The sequence below is a fragment of the Intrasporangium sp. genome (genome assembly GCF_051961875.1).
Classification (GTDB): domain Bacteria; phylum Actinomycetota; class Actinomycetes; order Actinomycetales; family Dermatophilaceae; genus Intrasporangium_A.
Genome location: NZ_JBQCCV010000108.1, coordinates 1 through 21,157, shown reverse-complemented (window position 1 = coordinate 21,157; position 21,157 = coordinate 1). Strand labels below are relative to the sequence as shown.

18 protein-coding genes are annotated in these 21,157 nt (G+C 71.7%); 6 read left to right on the top strand and 12 right to left on the bottom strand.

Features of this window, described 5'->3' with window-relative positions:
* The first annotated feature begins 13 nt into the window (after positions 1 to 13).
* Positions 14 to 1,726: an ABC transporter ATP-binding protein gene (locus ACTHJJ_RS06115; protein WP_440302048.1), complete on the top strand. Its 1,713-nt coding sequence runs from the start codon at positions 14 to 16 to the stop codon at positions 1,724 to 1,726.
* Entirely contained in the window at positions 1,726 to 3,513 is a 1,788-nt protein-coding gene (locus ACTHJJ_RS06110; RefSeq protein WP_440302047.1) for an ABC transporter ATP-binding protein, read from the top strand. Before ACTHJJ_RS06115 ends, ACTHJJ_RS06110 begins: the two co-directional genes overlap by 1 nt.
* A 170-nt stretch (positions 3,514 to 3,683) precedes the next feature.
* Here ACTHJJ_RS06110 and ACTHJJ_RS06105 read toward each other — a convergent pair whose 3' ends face one another.
* From ACTHJJ_RS06105 to shbA, 6 genes are all read right to left on the bottom strand, one after another.
* A complete protein-coding gene (locus ACTHJJ_RS06105; protein ID WP_440302046.1) occupies positions 3,684 to 5,357 on the bottom strand; it encodes a GMC oxidoreductase in 1,674 nt (557 codons plus the stop codon).
* A gap of 144 nt (positions 5,358 to 5,501) precedes the next feature.
* Complete coding sequence (locus ACTHJJ_RS06100; protein ID WP_440302045.1) at positions 5,502 to 5,708, bottom strand: cold-shock protein; 207 nt, start codon at positions 5,706 to 5,708, stop codon at positions 5,502 to 5,504.
* A 214-nt stretch (positions 5,709 to 5,922) separates the two neighbouring features.
* Entirely contained in the window at positions 5,923 to 7,044 is a 1,122-nt protein-coding gene (locus tag ACTHJJ_RS06095) for a GuaB3 family IMP dehydrogenase-related protein (RefSeq protein ID WP_440302044.1), read from the bottom strand.
* Positions 7,045 to 7,164: 120 nt separating this feature from the next.
* The gene (gene guaB / locus ACTHJJ_RS06090; RefSeq protein ID WP_440302043.1) at positions 7,165 to 8,685 is read right to left on the bottom strand and encodes an IMP dehydrogenase; all 1,521 of its coding nucleotides are present in this window, start codon (positions 8,683 to 8,685) and stop codon (positions 7,165 to 7,167) included.
* A gap of 14 nt (positions 8,686 to 8,699) precedes the next feature.
* A complete protein-coding gene (locus tag ACTHJJ_RS06085) occupies positions 8,700 to 9,656 on the bottom strand; it encodes a hypothetical protein (RefSeq protein ID WP_440302042.1) in 957 nt (318 codons plus the stop codon).
* Complete coding sequence (gene shbA / locus ACTHJJ_RS06080) at positions 9,653 to 10,231, bottom strand: RNA polymerase sigma factor ShbA (RefSeq protein WP_440302041.1); 579 nt, start codon at positions 10,229 to 10,231, stop codon at positions 9,653 to 9,655. Before shbA ends, ACTHJJ_RS06085 begins: the two co-directional genes overlap by 4 nt.
* Positions 10,232 to 10,565: 334 nt before the next feature.
* Here shbA and ACTHJJ_RS06075 point away from each other — a divergent pair, with 334 nt between their 5' ends.
* The gene (locus ACTHJJ_RS06075; protein ID WP_440302040.1) at positions 10,566 to 10,856 is read left to right on the top strand and encodes a WhiB family transcriptional regulator; all 291 of its coding nucleotides are present in this window, start codon (positions 10,566 to 10,568) and stop codon (positions 10,854 to 10,856) included.
* Positions 10,857 to 10,930: 74 nt separating this feature from the next.
* Here ACTHJJ_RS06075 and groL read toward each other — a convergent pair whose 3' ends face one another.
* Both groL and groES read right to left on the bottom strand, forming a co-directional pair.
* Positions 10,931 to 12,544 (bottom strand): chaperonin GroEL, encoded by a 1,614-nt coding sequence (groL, locus tag ACTHJJ_RS06070; protein ID WP_440302039.1) that lies wholly within the window; start codon positions 12,542 to 12,544, stop codon positions 10,931 to 10,933.
* Between the two features lie 111 nt (positions 12,545 to 12,655).
* Complete coding sequence (gene groES, locus ACTHJJ_RS06065; protein ID WP_440302038.1) at positions 12,656 to 12,952, bottom strand: co-chaperone GroES; 297 nt, start codon at positions 12,950 to 12,952, stop codon at positions 12,656 to 12,658.
* A gap of 526 nt (positions 12,953 to 13,478) precedes the next feature.
* Between groES and ACTHJJ_RS06060 the strand changes: the two genes are divergently transcribed.
* A complete protein-coding gene (locus ACTHJJ_RS06060; RefSeq protein ID WP_440302037.1) occupies positions 13,479 to 14,720 on the top strand; it encodes a THUMP-like domain-containing protein in 1,242 nt (413 codons plus the stop codon).
* Here ACTHJJ_RS06060 and ACTHJJ_RS06055 read toward each other — a convergent pair.
* The 3 genes from ACTHJJ_RS06055 to ACTHJJ_RS06045 all read right to left on the bottom strand — a co-directional run bounded on the left by ACTHJJ_RS06055 (position 14,717) and on the right by ACTHJJ_RS06045 (position 17,451).
* Complete coding sequence (locus ACTHJJ_RS06055) at positions 14,717 to 15,541, bottom strand: DUF427 domain-containing protein (RefSeq protein ID WP_440302036.1); 825 nt, start codon at positions 15,539 to 15,541, stop codon at positions 14,717 to 14,719. The genes ACTHJJ_RS06060 and ACTHJJ_RS06055 overlap by 4 nt on opposite strands.
* A 75-nt stretch (positions 15,542 to 15,616) precedes the next feature.
* Entirely contained in the window at positions 15,617 to 16,432 is an 816-nt protein-coding gene (locus tag ACTHJJ_RS06050) for a ribokinase (protein ID WP_440302035.1), read from the bottom strand.
* Entirely contained in the window at positions 16,432 to 17,451 is a 1,020-nt protein-coding gene (locus ACTHJJ_RS06045) for a nucleoside hydrolase (RefSeq protein ID WP_440302034.1), read from the bottom strand. Before ACTHJJ_RS06045 ends, ACTHJJ_RS06050 begins: the two co-directional genes overlap by 1 nt.
* A 190-nt stretch (positions 17,452 to 17,641) precedes the next feature.
* On the opposite strand from ACTHJJ_RS06045, the gene ACTHJJ_RS06040 reads away from it, so the two are divergent.
* Both ACTHJJ_RS06040 and ACTHJJ_RS06035 read left to right on the top strand, forming a co-directional pair.
* Positions 17,642 to 18,472: a polysaccharide deacetylase family protein gene (locus ACTHJJ_RS06040; RefSeq protein ID WP_440302033.1), complete on the top strand. Its 831-nt coding sequence runs from the start codon at positions 17,642 to 17,644 to the stop codon at positions 18,470 to 18,472.
* Positions 18,473 to 18,815: 343 nt separating this feature from the next.
* Complete coding sequence (locus tag ACTHJJ_RS06035) at positions 18,816 to 19,886, top strand: glycoside hydrolase family 3 N-terminal domain-containing protein (RefSeq protein ID WP_440302032.1); 1,071 nt, start codon at positions 18,816 to 18,818, stop codon at positions 19,884 to 19,886.
* Positions 19,887 to 19,921: 35 nt separating this feature from the next.
* On the opposite strand, the gene tsaD is transcribed toward ACTHJJ_RS06035, so the two are convergent.
* Complete coding sequence (gene tsaD, locus ACTHJJ_RS06030) at positions 19,922 to 20,968, bottom strand: tRNA (adenosine(37)-N6)-threonylcarbamoyltransferase complex transferase subunit TsaD (protein ID WP_440302031.1); 1,047 nt, start codon at positions 20,966 to 20,968, stop codon at positions 19,922 to 19,924.
* Positions 20,969 to 21,157 lie beyond the last annotated feature (189 nt).

Genomic DNA, 21,157 nt, shown 5'->3' with positions numbered 1-21,157 from the left:
TACCGTCGACCGAGTGATTCGCCTGCCGTACGCCGACCCCGGCACCCCTGACCTCACGCGCCCGGCCGCCTACCTGCGCTGGGTCGGCCGTCTCCAGTGGCGCACCCTCGTGATCGCCGTGGCCTTCGGTGTCGTGTGGATGGTGAGCCAGGCGCTCTTCCCCGCCGTCATGAGCCGGGCGATCGACGAGGGCATCCTCGGTGGCGACATCGAGGCGCTCGGGCGCTGGTGCGCCGCGCTGCTCGGCCTCATCGCGCTGAGCGCCGCGGCCGGCGTGCTCCGCCACCGGTTCTCGGTCCTCAACTGGCTCCAGGGCGCCTTCCGCTCGGCCCAGCTGATCGGCCACCGGGCCGCCGACACGGGCGAGGCACTCCCCCGCACCGTGCCGGTCGGCGACGTCGTCGCGGCGGTCTCCTCGGACGCGATGCGGATCGGCGGCATCTACGACATCAGCGCCCGCTTCGTCGGCGCCGTCGCGAGCTATGTCGTCGTGGCGCTGATCCTCCTCGACGCGTCACGTCCGCTCGGGCTCGTCGTCCTCATCGGCGTGCCCGTCCTCGTCGCGGGCCTCACCTTCATCGTGCGCCCCCTGCAGGCCCGCCAGCTCGCCCAGCGTGAGGAGTCGGGCAAGCTGATCGGCCTCGGCGCGGACACCGTCGCAGGGCTTCGCGTGCTGCGCGGGATCGGCGGGGAGCAGACCTTCCTGCACCGGTATGCCGCTCAGTCCCAGGGCGTGCGACGCGCGGGGAACCAGGTGGCCGGTTACCAGGCGGCCCTCGACGCCGCCCAGGTCCTCCTGCCCGGCCTGTTCGTCCTCGTCGTCGTGTGGCTCGGTGCCCGCTTCGCCGTCGAGGGCCAGATCACGCCCGGGCAGCTCGTTGCGTTCTACGGCTACACCGCGTTCCTCGTGATCCCGCTCCGCACGGCGACCGAGATGGTCGACCGCGCGACGCGCGCCCACATCGGCGCCGGGAAGCTCATCCGGGTGCTCTCGGTCGAGGCCGACGACCGTGACGTCACCGTCCCCACGCCGCTGCCCAGCGGCCCGGAGCCCCTCTTCGAGCCGGAGAGCGCTGTACGGATCGAGCCGGGCTGCCTCACCGCGATCGTGTCGGCCAACCCCGAGGAGTCCGCTGCCCTCGCGGACCGGCTCGGCCGGTTCGGCGCCGTCCAGACGCAGGCTCGCTTCGGCGGCACCCGGCTGGCGGACGCCTCCCTCGGGGACGTGCGGCGGCGCATCGTCGTCTCGGAGACCGACCCGCGCCTGTTCACGGGGACCCTTCGCGAGGAGCTCGACCCCCGCGGCGAGCGCGGCGACGAGGCGATCCTCGAGGCCCTGTCCGTCGCGAGTGGCGAGGACATCCTCGAGGCCCTGCCCGATGGCCTCGACAGCGAGGTCCAAGAGCGCGGCCGCGCCTTCAGCGGCGGCCAGCGGCAGCGGCTCGCCCTGGCCCGGGCGCTTCTGACCGAGGCGGAGACCCTCGTCCTCGTCGAGCCGACGAGCGCGGTCGACGCGCACACCGAGGCCCGCATCGCGATGCGGCTCGCCTCTGCACGGCGGGGGCGGACGACGGTCGTCATGTCGGCCAGCCCGCTCCTGCTCGAGCAGGCCGACCAGGTCGTCTTCCTCGAGGGCGGCAGAGCCACCGCGACGGGGACGCACCGGTCACTCGTCACCGACCACGCGTCATACCGGTCAACCGTCGTCCGAGGGGAGGATGCCTGATGTCGACCACGACGACCCCGACCGACACCGTCACGCGCACGCTGCCGGTCGCGGACACCGCGTCGGTGCGGGCCCACACGCGGGGCCTCCTCGTCCGGCACCGCGCCGCCCTCATCCGCGTCGTCGTGCTGCATGCCGTCGCCGCGCTCGCGGCCCTCGTCGCGCCGCGCGTCATCGGCCTGCTCGTCGACGAGATCACCGGCGACCGCTCGCTCAGCGTGATCGACCGGCTCGCCCTCTGGATCGCCGTCGCCGTGGTCGTCCAGACGGTCCTGACCTGGTTCGCCCGGCGCGCCTCGTTCGTCATGGGCGAGACGATCTTCGCCGAGCTGCGCGAGCAGTTCATGTCCCGGGTCGTGGGCCTTCCCCTCTCCACGGTGGAGCGGGCGGGCACGGGCGACCTCGTCTCGCGCACGACGAACGACGTCGAGGCCCTCTCGCACGTGCTCCGTTTCGGGATTCCGGCGATCTTCGTCGGGTCTGTGACTACGGCGATCACGGTCGTCGCCGCGTTTGTCACGGGTTGGCTCGTCGCGCTGCCCGTCATCGTCGGCGTGCCGCTTCTCTGGGTGTCGACGCGGCGCTACCTGCGCCTCGCGCCGGCCGGCTACCTCCGCGAGCGGGCGACCTACGCCGTGCTCGGCGGCGTCGTCACCGAGTCGAGCGAGGGAGCCCGCACCGTCGACGCGCTGGGCCTGCAGGGCAGGCGTCGCCGGCGCATGGACGACGCCCTCGCCGACTGCTATGACGCCGAGGTCTACACCCTCGGGCTGCGGATGCGCTGGTTCCCGGCCGTGGAGGTGGCGTTCTACCTGCCTGTTGCGGCGACCCTGCTGTGGGGCGGCTGGCTTATCACCAACGACCTGGCGACGGCGGGGACGGTCACGGCGGTCGCTCTCTACGTCCAGCAGATGGCGGGCCCCCTCGACGAGCTCATCTCGTGGCTCGACGAGGTCCAGGTCGGGGCGACCTCGCTCGCCCGGGTCATCGGCGTCGGCGACGTGCCGCCCGACCGGTCGGCGACCGGTGAGGAGCCCGCCGACGACCAGATCACCGTCGACGAGGTGCACTACGCCTACCGGTCCGGCCGGGACGTCCTGCGAGGCGTGTCCCTCGACCTGCGTCCCGGTGAGCGGCTCGCCATCGTGGGTCCCTCCGGAGCGGGCAAGTCGACCCTCGGGCGGCTGATGGCCGGCATCGACGGTCCGCGGACGGGACGGGTCGACGTCGGCGGGGTGCGGCTCGTCGACCTCGAGCTGCCGCAGCTGCGCGGCCAGGTCGCGCTCGTGACGCAGGAGCACCATGTCTTCGTCGGGACCCTGGCCGACAACCTGCGACTGGCCAGCCCCGCCGCGTCCGAGGCGGAGCTGCGTGCCGCCCTCGCGGCCGTCGACGCCGTGGCGTGGGCCGACCGGCTGCCGCTCGGCCTCGACACGGTCGTCGGCTCGGGAGGCCACCGGCTCACCGAGCCGCAGGCCCAGCAGCTCGCGCTCGCGCGTCTCGTGCTGGCCGACCCGCACACGCTCGTGCTCGACGAGGCGACCTCGCTGCTCGACCCGCGCGCGGCCCGCCACCTCGAGCGGTCGCTCGCGGCCGTCGTGGAGGGCCGGACGGTGGTCGCCATCGCCCACCGGCTGATGACCGCCCACGACGCCGACCGGGTCTGCGTCATCGAGGGTGGGCACGTGAGTGAGATCGGGTCCCACCACGAGCTGCTCGAGGCCGACGGACCCTACGCCGCACTCTGGCGATCGTGGCGGGACGAGCGTGAGCCCGCGCAACATTGAGACACGCACAGCGAAACGAGGCCAAGCATGGGATGATGGTGGCGACGGCACGCAATCTCACGTGGGTTGCGCTGTCGTTCCTGATGTGCGGACCTTTCTGACCGGTTGCGGTCCGTCCATCACGGGCGTGGGGTTGTCTCTGAGGGGTGGCGACCTCACGCCCGCCCCGCTCACTGGGCGGGCTGTGCGTCCAGCCGTAGGTAGGGCGCACCCTGAGCGGGACGCCTGTCCGGCTCGCCGAGTCTGGGCCAGAGGGACACCGCCCGCTCGGCCTGGGCGGTGATCGTCAGCGCTGGGTTGACACCGAGGTTCGCCGACACCGTCGAGCCGTCAACGACGCTGATCCCCGGATAGCCCCACAGGCGGTGGTAGGGGTCCACGACGCCACGGTCCGGCGACTCGGCGATGACGGCGCCGCCGAGGAAGTGCGCGGTCATCGGGATGTCGAGGACCTCGCCGATCGACGAGCCCGGCTCGGCGCGGACGCCCGCGACCCGCTCGAGTCCTCGAGCGAGCGCGCGCACGGCACGGTTGCCCTGCGGGATCCAGCTCGGGCTCGGCTCGCCGTGCCCCGGCTCGGAGGTGAGGCGCCAGCCGAAGAGACCCCGCCGCCGGCTCACCGTGATGGAGTTGTCCAGGGTCTGCATGACGAGGGCGATGACCGTCCGCTCGCTCCAGCGGCGCACGGACAGCGACCTCGCGAAGGTGACCGGGTGCCGCAGCGCCCCGCCTGCGAACCGCACCGGCCGTGGGATGCGGCCACCGCCGTCGACCTGCATCACGGCGAGCAGTCCCATGGCGTTGGACCCCTTGCCGTAGCGGACGTTCTCGACGTGCGTCGTCGCGTCCACGTGGAAGCTCGAGGTGATCGCCACTCCCCTCGTGAGGTCGACGCCTCGGGGAACGCGCGTGGTCATCGCACCACCGAGTGCCTCCGAGTTCGTCCGGGTCTGCCAGCCGAGGCGATCCGAGATGCCGGGCAGGTCGCTCGCCTTCATCGCCTGCAGCAGCTGCGCCGTCCCCCAGGCGCCCGCCGCCACGACCACGTGCCGCGCCGTCACGGCCTGCGGATCGCGTCGACGACGACGGCGCGCTCCGGTGCGGACGGTGTGAACGGCATACCCCTCGTCGGGACGGTGGGGATCGAGCGGCCTCAGGGAGGTCACTGTGCGCAGCGGTTCGATCACGACCCCGCGGCGCTCCGCGAGCGCGAGGTAGTTCTTCATGAGCGTGTTCTTCGCGCCCACGCGGCAGCCGACCATGCAGTTGCCGCACTGGGTGCAGCCGGTGCGGTCGGGGCCCTCGCCGCCGAAGTAGGGGTCCGGCACGCGCTTGCCCGGCTCGCCGAAGAAGACGCCGACCGGGGTGCGGCGGAAGGACTCGCCCACGCCGAGCTCGACGGCGGTGTCCCGCATCAGCCGCTCGACGGGACCGTCACACGGGTTCTCGATGACTCCGAGCATGCGCTGCGCGGTGGCGTAGTGCGGCGCGAGCTCCGCCTCCCAGTCGGTGATGCCGGCCCACTGCGGGTCTTGGAAGAACTGGGTGGGCGGGACGTAGAGCGTCTGGGCGTAGTTGAGCGAGCCACCCCCGACACCAGCCCCGGCGAGGACGAGGCAGTCGGGCAGCCGGTGGATCCGCTGGATGCCGTAGCAGCCGAGGACCGGTGCCCAGAGGTAGCGGCGCAGGTCCCAGCTCGTGCGGGCGAAGTCGTCGTCCTCGAACCGGCGCCCCGCCTCGTAGACGAGGACGTCGTAGCCCTTCTCCGCGAGTCGCAGGGCCGCCACCGCCCCGCCGAAGCCTGAGCCGATCACGACGACGTCGCGGTCATGGGGGCGGCTCATGCGAGAACTGTAGGAGGACCGTGCCGCCGCGGCTACCGCGGCTGGTCATGGGGGACGCAGACGGAGCAGGTATACGACGACCGCCGCCCGACACGGTGTCGGACGGCGGTCATGGTGCTGTGGCCGAGGGTCTCGGCCAGGAGATCAGCGCAGGACGGTGATGTTCGCGGCCTGCGGACCCTTCGGGCCCTGCTGGGTCTCGTACTCGACCTTGTCGTTCTCCTCGAGGGAGCGGTAGCCGGACGAGTTGATCGCCGAGTAGTGGGCGAACACGTCCGCCGAACCGTCGTCGGGAGCGATGAAGCCGAAGCCCTTCTCGGAGTTGAACCACTTCACGGTGCCTGTAGCCATGCTGAGCCTGCCTTCTGAGGAATGGAGCCTGTCCCGACCGTCGGGACGCTCCGCGGTGTGATGCCTGTAACTCGTCTTCTCAGAATCAACTGCAGGCCCCGGCGGGACCGCCTACTCATGCTGCAAAAACGCAAGAACCAACCGGCAGACAACTCTACGGGCCACGGCCGCCCACGTCTATTCCTGCCCGCGCGCGGGAGGAAAGGCGCAGGAGTCAGCGGCCGGCGTACGGTGCGACGACCACCTCGACGCGCTGGAACTCCTTGACGTCCGAGTAGCCGGTCGTCGCCATCGCGCGGCGGAGCGCACCGATGATGTTCGTCGTGCCGTCCGCGCTCCGGCTGGGGCCGAGGAGGACCTCCTCGAGGGTCGCCTGCCGGCCGATCTGGATCCGCTCGCCGCGGGGCAGCTGCGGGTGGTGTGCCTCCGCGCCCCAGTGGAACCCGCGGCCGGGGGCGTCGGTCGCCCGGGCGAGGGCGGCGCCGAGCATGACGGCGTCGGCGCCGCAGGCGATCGCCTTGACGATGTCACCCGACGTGCCCACCCCGCCGTCGGCGATGACGTGGACGTAGCGGCCACCCGACTCGTCGAGGTAGTCGCGGCGCGCGGCGGCGACGTCGGCGACGGCCGACGCCATGGGCGCGTGGATGCCGAGGGTCGTGCGGGTCGTGTGGGCCGCTCCCCCGCCGAAGCCGACGAGGACCCCGGCCGCGCCGGTCCGCATGAGGTGCAGCGCCGCGGTGTACGACGCCGCGCCACCGACGATGACCGGCACGTCGAGCTCGTAGATGAACCGCTTGAGGTTGAGCGGCTCCGCCTGCCCGGACACGTGCTCGGCCGACACCGTCGTGCCGCGGATGACGAAGACGTCGACTCCGGCGTCGACGACCGTCTTCCAGTGCTGCTGGGTCCGCGCCGGCGAGAGCGCGCCGGCCACGGTGACGCCGGCGGCGCGCAGCTCCTGGAGCCGCTGCGTGATGAGCTCGGGCTTGATCGGCTCGGCGTAGATCTCCTGCATCCGCGAGGTCGACCGGAGCGGCTCGAGCCCCGCGATCTCGTCGAGCAGCGGCAGCGGGTCGTCGTACCGGGTCCAGAGGCCCTCGAGGTCGAGGACCGGCAGCCCGCCGAGCCGCCCGAGCTCGGTCGCCGTGTCGGGCGAGATGACCGAGTCCATCGGGGCGCCCATGACCGGGATGTCGAAGTGGTAGGCGTCGATCTGCCAGGAGACGGAGACCTCCTCAGGATCGCGCGTGCGCCGGGAGGGCACGACGGCGATGTCGTCGAAGGAGTACGCGCGCCGGCCGCGCTTGCCTCGGCCAATCTCGATCTCGGTCACGCGGCCAGCCTATCCACCGCGGCTGGCCGGCTCGCGCCCTCGTCCGTATGCCGCTCCGCCCGCTCCTGCTGGTGGCTGCCCTGCGCGGGGGGCTGAACGGCATACGAACTGGAGCGGGGGTCAGCCGCGAGCGGAGTAGTTCGGCGCCTCGACGATGGCCTGGATGTCGTGCGGGTGGCTCTCCTTGAGCCCGGCCCCGGTGATGCGGACGAACCGGCCGCGCTCCTTCAGCTCCGGGATGTTCCGCGCGCCGACGTAGAACATCGACTGGTGCAGGCCGCCGACGAGCTGGCGGGCGACCGTCGCGACTGGGCCCTTGTAGGCGACCCGGCCCTCGATGCCCTCCGGGATGAGCTCGTCGTCGCTCACCACGTCGGCCTGGAAGTAGCGGTCCTTCGAGTACGACTTCTTGCCCCGCGAGGACATCGCCGCGAGCGAGCCCATGCCGCGGTAGGACTTGTACTGCTTGCCGTTGACCAGGACGAGCTCGCCCGGGCTCTCCTCGCAGCCCGCGAGGAGCGAGCCCACCATGACGGTGTCGGCGCCCGCGACGAGAGCCTTGGCGATGTCGCCCGAGTACTGCAGGCCGCCGTCACCGATGAGCGGCACCCCGGCGGGGCCACAGGCCTGGGCGGCCTCGTGGATCGCCGTCACCTGCGGCACCCCGACGCCGGCGACCACACGCGTCGTGCAGATCGAGCCGGGTCCGACACCGACCTTGACCGCATCGACCCCGGCGTCGACGAGCGCCTGGGCGCCCTCACGGGTCGCGACGTTGCCGCCCACGATCTGGGTGTCGGCGGTCGCCGGGTCGCTCTTGAGGCGCTTGATCATGTCGAGGAGCAGCCGGGCGTGGCCGTGCGCGGTGTCGACGACGAGGACGTCGACACCGGCCTCGATGAGGGTCGTCGCCCGCTCCCAGGAGTCGCCGAAGTAGCCGACCGCGCCGCCGACGAGGAGGCGCCCCTGGCCGTCCTTGCTCGCGTCGGGGAACTGCTCGGACTTGACGAAGTCCTTGACGGTGATGAGCCCGGCGAGCCGGCCCTCGCCGTCGACGAGCGGGAGCCGCTCCCGCTTGTGCTTGCGGAGGATGGCCGCGGCTGCGTCCCGGTCGATGTCGACGGGCGCGGTGATGAGCGGCATCGGCGTCATGACGTCGCGGACGAGCGTCCGGGTCCACTCGGCCACCGGCACGAACCGCAGGTCGCGGTTCGTGATGATGCCGAGGAGGGTGTCGTCGGGGGCGACGACCGGCAGCCCGGAGACGCGGTACTCGCCGCAGATCCGGTCGAGCTCCTCGAGCGTCGCGTCGGGCCCGATGGTGACGGGGTTGGTGATGCGGCCGGTCTGGGTGCGCTTGACGAGGTCGACCTGCTTGGCCTGGTCCTCGATGGAGAGGTTGCGGTGCAGCACCCCGATGCCGCCCTGGCGGGCCATCGCGATCGCCATCCGGGCCTCGGTCACGGTGTCCATGGCCGCGGACAGGAGCGGGATCCGGATCGTGAGCTCTCGCGTCAGCCGCGCAGTCGTGTCGACCTCGCTCGGGATGACGTCCGTCTCGCCGGGCAGGAGCAGGACGTCGTCGTAGGTGAGGCCGAGGGACGCGAAGGCAGCAGGAAGTTCTGGCGATCCGAGACTCATGCACGAATGGTAGTTCAGCGGGTTGAGGAGCCCTGACGCCCGGAGGATCCCTGGGACGTGCCCTTCCGCTCGGATCCCATCTCCGCCCCGGACGGTATGCCGCTCTTCGCGGAGCCCGCTGCGGCGCTCGCGTGGGTGGTCGCCGGGGTCGCCGGGCGCCCCTTCGCCGAGGCAGCCACGCCGGGCCTGTCGCTCGAGTTCGCCTGCTGTCCCGCTGCTCCCTGCTGCTGCCCGTGCGCGGCCTGGGCGGGGACCGACGCGACCGTCGTCCCCCGCCCCGCTGCGGGTCCCGGCAGCGTCCCGCCGCGGACCGGCCTCGGTGCGCTCGCCCCCGGTTGGCCGGCCTGGCCCTGGTCGTCCGCACCGTCGTCGGTCCCCGAGGGTGGGAGCGGCGTACCGGTCCGGGACGTCCCGGCAGGGTCGCTTCCGGATTGCGGGTCCTCGGACGGCTGGCTCTCGGACGGCTGGCTCTCGGACGGCTGGCTCTCGATGGGCTGGCTCTCGGACGACTGACCTCCCCGCGGCTGCGGCAGGCCCGCTGACGGGGGATCCGTCGCGGCACCGGTTCGACTGGTGGCGGGGGTGGTCGGGGATTTCGACGGGCTGGCGCCGACCCGGCCCAGCTGCTGCGGGACGATCGGCTTCACTGGTTTGGCGGACCGGCTCGTCCGGACCGGTGCGAGTGCGGGGGCTCCGAGGTCAGGCAGCGTCATGGCCGCGGCCACTCCTGCGCCCGAGAGGGCGACCGCGAGCAGGCCCGCGGCGGCGACACTGCGGCGGCTGCGGAAGGTGCGCCGGTGCGATGTCGCCCTGGTCGAGCCCTGAGGTCCGACCGGCTCGTCGGCGAGCACGCCGAGGGCCGCGAGAAGCCCGGCGACGGGCTCCGTGGCCTCGGCGTCGGTGCGTGCGCCCAGGCGGTCGAGGAGCGCCTCGTCCGCACGCACGTCGCTCAGGGGTGCCGGGTCGTTCATGCCACGTCGCTCGTGTCTCGCTCGGCCATGAGGGAGCGGAGCTTCTGGAGCGCGCGGTGCTGGGCGACGCGGACCGAGCCCGGCGACATACCGAGTGACGCGGCCGTCTCCTCGGTCGAGAGCCCGACCGCGACGCGCAGGATGATGATCTCGCGCTGCTGCTCGGACAGGTGTTCCATGAGCTCGAGCGCGAGCGCCGCCTCGGCGCGCGTCACCGCCTGCGATTCGGGCCCGGGCCGCTCGTCGAGCGAGTCCGGCACGTCGGCGACGGGTGCCGCGGAGCGCAGCACGGCGCGCTGTGCGTCGGCCAGCTTGTTGGCGGCGATCCGGTAGACGAACGCCTCGAAGGGCAGACCACGGTCCTGGTACGTCGGGAGCGCCGACAGCACGGCCATGCACACCTCCTGAGCGACGTCCTGGGCGAGGTCCTCGGCGCCGAACCGGGCCAGCCGAACTCGTCCGTACCTGAGGGCGAGTCCCCTCACCCCTGCCATCAGACGCTCGGCGGCGTGACGGTCGTGGACGGCACGAACGGCGAGGTCACCGAGCGGTGTCGGCAGGTCCACCTGTTCCATCGCAGGCGACCGGCTTGGCGTTACGCGCGCAGACACAGTGACTCCGAGACCCATCGCTCCCCGTCCCCCGACCTCTCTCGACCACCGCCGCCGCACTGGGCAAACGGTCCAAAGGATCACCGACGACCGCGGTCCGGTCTGGCCGAGCGGCCACCCCGTTGCGCGCGCCACTCAGAGCATGCCATCAGCGGACCGAATCTTGACTATCTCTTGAACTTTTCGTCCTGTTTTCTTGGTGGTCCACCCGGTTAGCGTCGAACTACCGGCCACTCCCCCCAGCCGGCAACAGGGAACCGCAGGGGCCCCAGCCCTGCATGGATCGAAAGACAAGAGAATGGCCGAGATCAGTCGTCTTCCCGGCCCACTCGCGGAGCGGTGGGACTGGCAGCTCGAGGGCACGTGCCGCACGGAGAGCCCCGAGACCTTCTTCCACCCCGAGGGGGAACGCGGCCCGCGCCGACGGGCCCGGGAGGCAGCGGCCAAGGCCATCTGCGGTGCTTGCCCCGTCGTCACCCAGTGCCTCCAGCACGCCCTCTCCGTGCGAGAGCCCTACGGCATCTGGGGTGGGCTGTCCGAGCTCGAACGGGAGCTGCTCCTCGACGGCACGGTCCGTGAGGCGTCCTGAGCGCACCGCTGCCGAGATGTGAAGAGGGCCGCTTCCCGAGTTGGGAAGCGGCCCTCCGGCCTTGCCGGTGTCGGTCAGTGACCGTGCCCGTGCCCGTGGCCGGCCGGCTCCGGCTCGTCCTCGGGCTTGTCGACGACCAGGGTGTCGGTCGTCAGGATCATCGAGGCGATCGACGCGGCGTTGCGCAGCGCCGAGCGGGTCACCTTGACGGGGTCGATGACACCGGCGGCGACGAGGTCGCCGTACTCGCCGGTCGCGGCGTTGAGGCCCTGCCCGATCGGCAGCTCGGCGACCTTCGAGGTAACGACGTAGCCCTGCAGGCCCGCGTTCTCGGCGATCCAGCGGAGCGGCTCCTGGACCGAGCGCTTGACGATCGCGGCGCCGGTGGCCTCGTCACCGTCGAGCCCGAGGCCGTCGATGACCTCGGCCGCGTGGATGAGGGCGGTGCCGCCACCGGCGACGATGCCCTCCTCGATCGCGGCCCGCGTCGCGGAGATCGCGTCCTCGATGCGGTGCTTCTTCTCCTTGAGCTCGACCTCGGTGTGCGCGCCGACCTTGATGACGCAGACGCCACCGGCGAGCTTGGCGAGGCGCTCCTGGAGCTTCTCGCGGTCCCAGTCGGAGTCGGTGCGCTCGATCTCGGCCTTGATCTGGGCCACCCGGCCGGCGACCTCGGACGCGTCGCCCGAGCCGTCGATGATCGTGGTGTGGTCCTTGGTGATCACGATGCGGCGGGCCTGGCCGAGGACCGTGAGGTCGGCCTGGTCGAGCTTGAGCCCGACCTCCTCGGCGATGACCTGACCGCCGGTGAGGATCGCCATGTCCTGCAGCATCGCCTTGCGACGGTCGCCGAAGCCGGGGGCCTTGACGGCCGCGACGTTGAAGGTGCCGCGGATCTTGTTGACGACGAGCGTCGACAGGGCCTCGCCCTCGACGTCCTCGGCGATGATGAGCAGCGGCTTGCCCGACTGGACGACCTTCTCCAGGACCGGCAGCACCTCGGTGACCGAGGAGATCTTGCCCTGGTTGATGAGGACGTAGGCGTCCTCGAGGACGGTCTCCATGCGCTCCGTGTCGGTCACGAAGTAGGCCGACAGGTAGCCCTTGTCGAACTGCATACCCTCGGTGAACTCGAGCTCGGTGGCGGTCGTCGAGGACTCCTCGACCGTGATGACGCCGTCCTTGCCGACCTTGTCGAAGGCCTCGCCGATGAGCTCGCCGAGCGTGGCGTCCTGGGCCGACAGGGTCGCGACCGAGGCGACCTCGTCCTTGCCGTCGACGTCACGGGCGACCTTGAGGAGGTGGTCGTTGACGGCCGCGACGGCCTTGTCGATGCCGCGCTTGAGCGCGGCCGGACCGGCGCCGGCGGCGACGTTGCGCAGCCCCTCCTTGACCATCGCCTGGGCGAGGACCGTCGCGGTCGTCGTCCCGTCGCCGGCGATGTCGTTGGTCTTGGTCGCGACCTCCTTGGCCAGCTGGGCGCCGAGGTTCTCGTAGGCGTCCTCGAGCTCGATCTCGCGAGCGATCGTCACACCGTCGTTCGTGATCGTGGGGGCGCCCCACTTCTTGTCGATGACGACGTTGCGGCCCTTCGGACCGAGCGTCACCTTGACCGCGTTGGCGAGCGCGTCGACACCGCGCTCGAGTGACTTGCGTGCGGAGTCGTCGAACTCCAACTGCTTGGCCATGTGCTTCCTTAGGCTCGTGTAGAACTTCTGCTGAAATGGGACCGCACCCCGGTTGGACCCCGACGGGGACTCACCACCGGGGTGCGGTCACTGCATGTGGTGCGAAGGGCGTCAGCCGACGATGGCGAGGACGTCGCGCGCGGAGAGGATCAGGAACTCCTCGCCGTTGTACTTGACCTCGGTGCCGCCGTACTTGCTGAAGATGACCTTGTCGCCGACGTTGATGTCGAGCGGGACGCGCTCGTCGCCGTCCTCGTTCCACCGACCGGGGCCGACAGCGAGGACCTCGCCCTCCTGCGGCTTCTCCTTGGCGGTGTCGGGGATGACGAGGCCGGACGCGGTGGTCTGCTCGGCCTCGAGCGACTTCACGACGATGCGGTCTTCGAGCGGCTTGATGGAAACCGACACTGGTGACCTTCCCTTCGGGACTGTCTGGATGACTGTTGACTGTTGGGCTCGTCGAGGCGATCGCCGTCGCGGGGGTCGACCACCTCTGGAGTTCTGGCACTTTCAGGGCGAGAGTGCCAACAAGCAGAAATCTAGGTTCCGATTAGCACTCGGTCAAGTCGAGTGCCAACACGCCGGCCGCCGCCCCCGTCGAGTGAGTGCCCCGTCCCATCCGCCAGGCCCCGCCAGCCCCCCGTACGCCATCCTCCCCCGCGTCGAGTGAGCGCCCCGTCCCATCCGTCACACCCCACGGGCGCCCGTGCGGCGTCCGACGCGGGCCATCCCCCGTCGAGTGAGCGCTCAACCTCATTCGCCCCACCGTTGGCGCGACTCCAGCCACCGAGCGCCCACTCGAAGGGGATGACGCTGTGACCACAGTGACGGGACGTTCACTCGAGCCGGCTGACGCTGTGACAGGAGTGTCGGGGCGCTCAGTCGACGGGAGGGGTGGCGGGAGCCTGGACGTACCGCTGGGAGGATGGCCCTCATGGACGTGGCGACGGTCGAGCGGCTCGCGAGCCCCGAGGGGTGGTCCCTCCTACAGGCGCTGCCGGACTACGACGAGTCGACCGCCCTCCAGCTGCAGAGTCGGCTGCGGGCGTCCGGCCTGGACCCGGACCTCGTCGCCGCCGCCATGGCGCAGGCCCGTCTCCGAGCCCGGGCCCGAGACAAGTTCGGTGATTTCGCCGCCGGGATGCTCTTCACGGCCGATGGCCTGGAGCAGGCGACCCGGCTCCCCGTCGCGGCCCGGCACGCCCTCCGGTTCGAGCGGGCCGGAGTCCAGCTCGTCCACGACCTCGGCTGCGGCCTCGGCGCCGACGCCATGGCCTTCGCCGCCCTCGACCTCCGGGTGGCCGCCGTCGACGCGGATCCGGTGACCGCCGCGGTCGCCGCCGTGAACCTGCGCCACTGGCCCGATGCCAGGGTGACGCGCGGGCCGGCCGAGGACGTGGACCTGCCCACTGGGGCCGCGGCCACCCGGACCGGTGTCTGGCTCGACCCGGCCCGGCGTGCCCCGGGGGTCGGCGACGTGCGTGGCCGGACCAAGCGCCTCTTCTCGCTCGAGGAGATCTCACCGTCGTGGCAGGAGGTGCAGCGCTATGCGGCGAATGTCCCTGCGACGGGGGCCAAGCTGTCGCCCGCCTTCCCGCACGCCGCGATCCCGAAGGGCGCCGAGGCGCAGTGGACGTCGTGGCACGGGGAGGTGCTCGAGTGCGCGGTCTGGTGGGGCCCCCTCGTCGAGGCGGCGGGCAGGACAGCGGCCGTCTGCACCGAGTCCACGACTGCGGTCGTCACCGAAGCGGACGCCACGCCGGGATCGGAGCGCGAGCCGCTCGACTCCATCGATGCCCTCGGCGGCTGGCTCTACGAGGCGGACCGGGCGGTCATCCGGGCTGGCCTGACCGGCGCGCTCGTCGCCGCGGTGGACGGCACCGAGCTTGGACCGGGCCTCGGCTACGTGACGAGCGGAGCGGCATACGACGTGGGGTGGGCCAAGCGCTACCGGGTCCGTGCCGCGATGCCCCTCTCCACGAAAGCGGTGGCGCGCTGGTTGCGCGAGCACGGCCACGACCGGGTCACCATCAAGAAGCGCGGGGTCACGACGGACGCCGACCTCCTGCGGCGGCAGCTCAAGATGACCGGGCGGGGCAAGGGCGGCTCCGAGGCGGTCCTCGTGCTGACCCGCGTCGCGGGCAGCCAGGCCGCGATCGTCGTGGAGCCGGCCTAGGACCAGGGCGTGACCGGGCGTCGGAGACGTTTCCCGTCTACGGCCACGTCGAGTCGCTCGTCGAAGAAGGCCACCTGGTCGCGGACGGGGAGGGCGTCGAGGAGTGGCTCCTCGTAGGACCACGCGATGTCCCGGAGGGTCTCGCCGTCGACGTGGGCCGACCAGTACGCCGCCCTCCCCTTGTAGGCGCACGTCGAAGTCGACTCGGTCGGGGTGAGCAGGTCCATGCGCACGTCCTCCCGCGGGATGTAGAAGCGCGTCGGCAGGGGTGTCTCGAAGAGGAAGGTCGCGCGGGTCGTGTCGGCAAGGACGTGCCCGTCGTGGCTCACCACGACCCGCCGCGAGCTGCGCCGGCAGTCGATCCGGTCGAACGGGTCGTGCGGATGGCCGATGACCGGCTCGTCCTCCTCGAGCCACTCGGTGAAGGCGTCCCAGTCGAGGAGGACGTGGCCCTCGAGGTCCGGGTCGTCGGGCTGGAACGCCGCACCGGGCAGTTCCGAGGTCTCGGTGCGGATCGTCAGCGCCGTACCCGGCCCGAGGTGCACACCGAACGGGACACGAGGGTCGAGCAGGAGGGGCCGGCCCTCGCGCGGGGTGGGCGGGGCCGGGACAGGTCCGGAGTAGGGGATGAGCTGCGCCGCGACGTCGGCGACCGGGACGGCGTAGGAGGCCACCACGCGCCGCGGTTCCCAGACGATGACGGCCTCGGTGGAGTCGACCACGGTCGTGTCGCCGAGCATGGCCCGGATCCGTTTGCGCACCGGGTGGATCCGGATCTCGTCGAGGGTGTCGCGGAGGAGACGTTCGAGCCGGAGAGCCATTCCCTGAGTGTGCTCGCGCTGCGCTCGCTGGGGAAGGGCTGTGAGTGATCTGCGTGACTGAGTGTGGGCGCTCGGTCAGAGGCGGCCGTCCGGCTGGGCACCGCTCCACCGGACCGCAGCGGCGCCGGCGGCGTTGGCGCGACACAGAGCGGTGGTGCGGTCGTCGCCGTCCGCGAGCGCCGCGGCGAGGGCGCCACAGAACGCGTCCCCCGCGCCCACGCTGTCGACGATCTCCTCCTCGGCGACGGAGATCCCGTCGACGCGTTCCCCGTCCCACATCGCTCCGGCGGCGCCGAAGGTGACGATGAGCGACTGCGGCATGAGGCCCGCGTCGGCGAGAAGGGCGGCCTCCGTCTCGTTCACGACGAGAGGGTCCGCGAGCGCGACGACGTCGTCTGGCAGGGATGCGTAGGGAGCCAGGTTGATGACGACGCGGGCACCTGCCTTGTGGCTCTCCCGGGCGACGCGGCCGACGCACTCGAGCGGGATCTCGAGCTGGAGGAGGACGACGTCGCCCGGCCCGGCGCCGACCTCGCGGGCGTCGAACTCGCCGTTGGCACCCGGGACGACGATGATCGAGTTCTCCCCGGCGCGGTCGATGGTGATGACCGCCGCGCCCGTCGGCGTGTTCTCGATGCGCTGGAGCCGTGGGTCGACTCCGAGGTCGGCCAGCCGCCGCACGTAGGCGTCGCCGGCGTCGTCCATCCCGACGGCTCCCACCATGACGACGGCGGCGCCGGCGCGGCGGGCAGCCACGGCCTGGTTGGCACCCTTGCCACCGGCGAACCTGCCGACCGACTCACCGAGCACCGTCTCCCCCGGGCGCGGGTGGCGCTGGACGAGGGTGACGAGGTCGACGTTCAGCGAACCCACCACGATGACCCGACCCATCAGGCGCTCCTCTCCGTGGGCTCAGCCGGCCCGGGTGACGTGGTCGAGGCGAGGAGCGTGTCGTACCAGAGCCGTGCGGCGCGGGCGGCATCGACGCCGAGGGCGACCGCGACCCGCACCGGGGCCTCGCCATGCGGGTCGTGCGCCAGGTCACCCGTCCAGTCGCGGCGGTCGACGATGGTGCGGCCCCGGGACCAGGCTCCGGCCAGCTCGATGCGGACCGGGAGGACCTCCGTCCGGATCAGGTCCGGCTCAACGACGGCGCACACGGCCCCGGCGTCGCCGATGGTCGCGGCATCCCCGCCGAAGCGGTCGCACTGGTAGTGGGCGAGCCGACCTGCCAGCTCGGCCGCGCCGTGATGACCTCCGGCGACGAGGCGGTCCGCCTGCTCCCGGGTGATGACCGGGTCGTAGAAGACGTCCAGGCCGTACATCGTCACGTCGATGCCGAGCTCGTGGCAGGCGCCGAGGACGATCGCCGCCGCCTCAGGGTCGTGGAACACGTTGAACTCCGCGGAGGCGGTGGCGTTGCCGACGTGCGCCGCGCCGCCCATGAAGACGATGCGCTCGATCCCCGCGACTGCGTCGGGATGGGTCCGCAGCAGGAGCGCGATGTTCGTGAGCGGCGCGAGCGGGACGATCGTGAGCTTGCGGCCCGACTCCGCCGCGGCGGCGCAGACGTCACGGAGCAGCTCCACCGCATGGCGGGGATCGGCGGTGCGCTCACTGGGTGCCCAGCCCAGGTCACCCATGCCGTCCGCGCCGTGGACGTGCCGGGCGTCGACGGGAGTCTCGAGGAGTGGTCGGTCGGCACCGCGCGCGACCGGCACGTCGCGACGTCCGGCAGCGTCGAGCACGATGAGGGTGTTGCGGACCACGTCGTCCACCGGGGCGTTGCCGCCGACGCATGTGACCGCCGTCAGGTCGACGCGCGGATGGAGCGCCGCGAAGGCGATGGCGCAGGCGTCGTCGACGCCGGTGTCGACGTCGAGCACCACGGGAACGGTTCCGGTGATCACCGCGGCAACGTATCGCGTTCGGTGCCGTCGCGTGCTGGAGCACGGGTGGCGAGGGGACGACGGGCTGAAAAGGTGCAAAAGGGAGAAAAAGGCCGGACCTCGCACCTAGGCTCCGGCGGGAGTCGGGCTTCCGCCGCTGATGCGCGGCCCATCCGGCGTGAGCCAGACCAACCGAAAGGTCGTCGAACCAGTGATCAAGCGCCCCTCGCGTGCTCGCCTCGTGGCCGCCGTTGCGGCCGCGGCGGTGGCGACGACCGCCATGACGGTTGCTGCCCCGCAGCCCGCCATGGCTCTCACCGGGAAGTGCAACCCGAAGCTGGCCGGCACGACCACGCGCGTGGCGCCGGGCTCGGGCAAGACCGTCGCGCTCACCTTCGACGACAACTCGCTGGAGAACATGCCCGAGCTGCTGGCGATCCTGCGCAGGTACAACGTCCGCGCGACGTTCTTCGATACCGGCAAGCAGGACGCCAAGATGCTCGCGACCGTCAAGAAGATCGCCCAGGAGGGCCACCTGGTCGAGTCCCACACGTGGGAGCACCAGTACCCCACCAAGGCCAACGGCCACTGGTCCAAGCCGTACCTGACCAACCAGATCAGGACGACCGCGGTCCAGCAGCAGAAGCAGACCGGTCACGTCTCCTGCTTCTTCCGTCCGCCAGGCGGTTACATGAACAACGTCAGCGCCGTCACCAGGTCGCTCGGCATGCAGAACGTCCTCTGGTCGGTCGACACCCAGGACTGGTCACAGCCGAAGTACCTCAGCAAGGCGGCCCAGGATGCGATCGTGCGCAGAGGCACAGACCTGCGCTACTCCAACGTCAACCACCCCATCGTGCTGATGCACGGCGGGAAGGCGTCGAACGAGCCGGAGGCGACGGTCGCCACCTTCCGGGGAAACACGCTGAGGGCGCTGCCGCGCATCATCCAGTGGTACCAGGCTCGGGGATACCGGTTCGTGGCGTTGGACGCGACCTCCGGCCTGAAGCCCCTCCCCAAGCCAGCGCCGGGCCGACCGTGAACCCGGCTTGAGGGGCGTCTCGCCGGGAAGGACCTTTCGGTGCTATGCGCACCCCCCGTCAGCGCTGCCGGATGGGCCCCCGATGCCGGCGGGGCCAGCGGGTTAGGGTGGCCGGGTGCGTGATCGTCGACCTCACCACGTTTCCGGGTCGACGTGGCGGTCGGGCCGCCGCGCACTCTTCTGCGCCGTCGGTATGACGCTCACCGTGACCGCGTGCACTGCAGCTCCCAGCCCGGGCCGATCGCCTGCGACGACCCGCGAGCCGGCCTCCCCGAGCGGCGCGACGGCAGGTTCGTCGCCCACCGGTGCATCCGCCCCGCCAGGCACCACAACCACTGCGCCGGTGACGTCCCCGAGCACGCCCTCCTGCGTCGGGTCGATCGTCGACCGCCTCTCGCCGGCTGAACGGGCCGGCCAGCTGCTCATGGTGGGCCTCGACGTCCACGCCCCGCGGACCAGCCTCGACTCCCTCGTGGCCCACCGACACGTGGGCGGCATCGTCCTCCTCGGTGGCTGGAACGGCGCAGGCGGCATACGGGCGACGTCCAGCCACCTCGCGGGAGTCGCGTCCGGGGCCGCGGCTGGTGGCGTCGGCCTGCTGGTCGCGGCGGACCAGGAGGGCGGGAACATCCAGCAGCTGCGCGGTCCGGGCTTCAGTCGGATCCCCTCGGCACTCGAGCAGGGCACCATGACGCCGGCCAAGCTGACCGCCGCGGCGACGGCCTGGGGCAAGGAGCTCAAGGCAGCCGGCATCAACGTCAACCTCGCGCCAGTTGCCGACACGGTGCCGGCGAGCCTCGGCACCGCCAACCAACCGATCGGCCGGTGGGGTCGCGAGTACGGGCACGAGCCCGGCCGGGTCGCCACCATGTCGGTCGCGTTCCTCAAGGGGATGCAGGCCGCCGGCGTCGCGACCTCGGTCAAGCACTTTCCCGGCCTCGGGCGGATCACCGGCAACACCGACGTGACCGCGCAGGACATCACCGACACTGTCACGACGCCTCAGGATCCCTATCTCGAGCCGTTCAGGGCCGGTATCGCGGCTGGGACGGACCTCGTCATGGTGGGCTCGGCAATCTACAGCCGGATCGATCCGGGCATCAACGCCGTCTTCTCGAAGAAGATCATGACTGGCCTGCTCCGCGACCAGTTCGGCTACCACGGCGTGGTCATCGCCGACGACGTCGGCGCCGCCAAGTCCGTCGCTGCAGTGCCGCCCGGCGAACGGGCGACCCGCTTCATCGCGGCGGGCGGGGACATCGTCCTCACCGCGCGGCCCGACGCGGTGCCGGCGATGCTCGACGCGATCACGGCCCGGATGAGGACCGACCGGGCCTTCGCTGCCCAGGTCGAGGCGGCGGTTACCCGGGTGGTGACCCTCAAGGTGGAGCGGCACCTCGCCCGCTGCGGGTGACCGGTCGAGGGCCGGGAATGTGACCGGTCGACGGGTCAGGCGCGGACGGTTGTCACGGGCATCGAGGAGTCGGTCGGCAGGCCGAGGTCGCTCGGGTCGCGCCCCTTCAGCACCATCTGCGCGCCGAGCGCGGCGACCATAGCACCGTTGTCGGTGCACAGGCCCGGCCGCGGCACCCGAAGCGTGACCCCCGCCTTTGCACAGCGCTCCTCGGCAAGTGCCCGCAGCCGCGAGTTCGCCGCCACACCGCCACCGATGAGCAGGTGATCGACGTCGTTCTCGCGGCAGGCGAGCAGCGCCTTCCGGGTGAGCACGTCGACGACCGCCTCCTGGAAGCTAGCGGCCACGTCCGCCACCGGCACCGGCTCGCCGGTCCGGTGCCGCGACTCGACCCAGCGCGACACCGCCGTCTTCAGCCCCGAGAAGGAGAAGTCGAAGCGGTGCCGCTCCATGTCCCGTCCGCTCGTCAGGCCGCGTGGGAAGTCGATCGCCACCTTGTCCCCCTCGCGGGCCGCCCGGTCGACGTGCGGGCCTCCCGGGAACGGCAGCCCGAGCACCCGGGCCACCTTGTCGAACGCCTCCCCTGCCGCGTCGTCCATCGTCGAGCCCAACGAGCGCACGTCGTGGGTCACGTCAGGGACGAGGAGCAGCGACGAGTGGCCGCCGGAGACGAGCAGCGCCATCGTCGGTTCGGGCAGCGGGCCGTGCTCGACGATGTCGACCGCGACGTGGGAGGCGAGGTGGTTGACGCCGTAGATGGGCTTGCCGAGCGCGACGGCCAGCGCCTTGGCCGCCGCCACGCCGACGAGCAGCGACCCCGCGAGCCCGGGACCGGCCGTGACGGAGATCGCGTCGAGGTCGCGCAGCGTGACACCGGCGTCCTGGCAGGCCCGCTCGATGGTCGGCACCATCGCCTCGAGGTGGGCCCGGCTCGCGACCTCGGGCACGACCCCTCCGAACCGTGCGTGCTCGTCGACGCTGCTCGCGACCGCGTCGGCGAGCAGGGTGCGGCCACGCACGATCCCGACGCCGGTCTCGTCGCACGACGTCTCGATGCCCAGGATGAGGGGTTCGTCGCTCACCCGCTCATGGTGCCCGATCGCCGGTGGGCGACGGGAACAGACCCCGCCGTCAAGGGCCGCGCGCCTCTATCACCGGGACCATCGGCGGACATAGGTTGTCCGCGCTCAACTCCACAACCTCCAGAAGAATTCGGAGCCACTCCATGCATACACGGGGACTCTCTCGGACGAGTGCCGCCGTCGCCGCCT